Origin of the sequence: Micrococcus sp. HSID17227, from assembly GCF_003989405.1 — a bacterium.
Classification (GTDB): Bacteria; Actinomycetota; Actinomycetes; order Actinomycetales; family Micrococcaceae; genus Micrococcus; species Micrococcus luteus.
Map to the genome: position 1 here is coordinate 1 of NZ_RBLN01000318.1, position 2,140 is coordinate 2,140.

Below are 2,140 nucleotides of genomic sequence, written 5' to 3' on the forward strand. Positions count from 1 at the left end.
TGGTGCTGGCGGAGGCCGGTGTCGTGGCGGAGCTGCGGGCCGGCGCGGCGGAGGCGTTCGACGGGCTTGTGCGACCCAGCCGACCCCTGCACACCCTCGTCGGCTTCTGATACGCTGGACGAGCACATTCGTGCGCGTTTGATACATGTCCATCACGACCCACGCCGGGTGGGGCCCCTCTGGTGCCCGGATGCCGCCCACCGGCGGCATCGATCCCGACGTGACCCCCGATCCCAACGGAGTCCCTCCTACATGACCACCACTTCCAACGCCCCGCAGGTCGCCATCAACGACATCGGCTCTGCCGAGGACCTGCTCGCCGCCATCGACGCGACCATCAAGTACTTCAACGATGGCGACCTCGTCGAGGGCACCGTCGTCAAGGTGGACCGCGACGAGGTCCTGCTCGACATCGGCTACAAGACCGAGGGCGTCATCCCGTCCCGCGAGCTGTCCATCAAGCACGACGTGGACCCGGACGAGGTCGTGGCCGTGGGCGACACCGTCGAGGCCCTGGTCCTCACCAAGGAGGACAAGGAGGGTCGCCTGATCCTCTCGAAGAAGCGCGCCCAGTACGAGCGCGCCTGGGGCGACATCGAGAAGATCAAGGAGGAGGACGGCGTCGTCGAGGGCACCGTCATCGAGGTGGTCAAGGGCGGCCTCATCCTCGACATCGGCCTGCGCGGCTTCCTCCCGGCCTCCCTCGTGGAGATGCGCCGCGTGCGCGACCTGGCCCCCTACATCGGCCAGAAGCTCGAGGCGAAGATCATCGAGCTGGACAAGAACCGCAACAACGTGGTCCTGTCCCGCCGCGCCTGGCTCGAGCAGACCCAGTCCGAGGTCCGCTCCAACTTCCTCCACAAGCTGGAGAAGGGCCAGGTCCGCAACGGCACCGTGTCCTCCATCGTCAACTTCGGCGCCTTCGTGGACCTGGGCGGCGTGGACGGCCTCGTGCACGTCTCCGAGCTGTCCTGGAAGCACATCGACCACCCGTCCGAGGTCGTCGAGGTGGGCCAGGAGGTCACCGTCGAGGTCCTCGAGGTGGACATGGACCGCGAGCGTGTCTCCCTGTCGCTGAAGGCGACCCAGGAGGACCCGTGGCAGCTCTTCGCCCGCACCCACGCCCTCGGCCAGGTCGTGCCGGGCAAGGTCACCAAGCTCGTGCCGTTCGGTGCGTTCGTCCGCGTGGAGGACGGCATCGAGGGCCTCGTGCACATCTCGGAGCTGGCCTCGCGCCACATCGACACCGCCGAGCAGGTCGTGTCGGTCAACGACGAGCTGTTCGTCAAGGTCATCGACATCGACCTCGAGCGTCGCCGCATCTCCCTGTCCCTCAAGCAGGCCAACGAGGGCGTGGACCCCGAGGGCACCGAGTTCGACCCGGCGCTCTACGGCATGGCCGCGGAGTACGACGAGGAGGGCAACTACAAGTACCCCGAGGGCTTCGACGTCGAGACCAACGAGTGGATGGAGGGCTTCGAGACCGAGCGCGCCGCCTGGGAGCAGCAGTACGCCGACGCTCAGGCCCGCTGGGAGGCCCACAAGGAGCAGGTGCGCCGCTCCCTCCAGGAGGAGGCCACCGCCGGCGCCGACGCCGGTGCGGGCCTGGGCGGCTCGTCCTACTCCTCCGAGGCCCCGTCCTCGGACGGAGGCACCCTGGCCTCCGACGAGGCCCTCGCCGCCCTGCGCGAGAAGCTCACCGGCAACTGATCGCCGCCGTGCGTGGCCGTCCCTGACGGCCCGCGCCGAGCACCCGACGCCCCGTCCCTCCCTCCGGAGGGGCGGGGCGTCGTCGCGTCCCGGGGGACTGGCCGCGGGGGAGCGGACGGGACCCGGCGGCCGCGCTCAGCGGCGCTCGGAGACCGTCACGGTGAACGTGCGGTCGCGCGCCGTCTGCCGGGTCGGCCCGACGAGGTCCTCCAGCACCGGCCGGTACCGCAGGTGCGAGTTCCAGACGCACCACAGCCGGCCGCCCGGCTCCAGCACCCGCGCCGCGGCCGCCACCAGCCGGTGGGCCACGGAGGGGTCCACGGCGTTGCCGTCGTGGAACGGGGGATTCAGGAGCACGCACTCCTCCGTCCCGTCCGGCCACGTGGCCAGGGCGTCGTCGCGCACGGCCCGGACGCGGTCCGCCACGCGG

The 2,140-nt window shown here is 70.6% G+C and carries 2 protein-coding genes; one reads left to right on the forward strand and one right to left on the reverse strand.

Annotated features, from left to right (window positions below; translation table 11 throughout):
* The first annotated feature begins 252 nt into the window (after positions 1-252).
* The gene (rpsA, locus tag D8M29_RS11245; protein ID WP_036315338.1) at positions 253-1,710 is read left to right on the forward strand and encodes a 30S ribosomal protein S1; all 1,458 of its coding nucleotides are present in this window, start codon (positions 253-255) and stop codon (positions 1,708-1,710) included.
* Between the two features lie 135 nt (positions 1,711-1,845).
* Here the strand turns inward: rpsA and D8M29_RS11250 are convergent.
* Positions 1,846-2,140, reverse strand: a 295-nt coding sequence (locus tag D8M29_RS11250; protein WP_148111598.1) for a class I SAM-dependent methyltransferase, incomplete at its 5' end; no start/stop codon positions are given.

What these genes read in the sequence shown, in the direction of transcription:
- rpsA (WP_036315338.1), top strand. Translation starts at nt 253, where the DNA reads ATGACCACCACTTCCAACGCCCCGCAGGTCGCCATCAACGACATCGGC.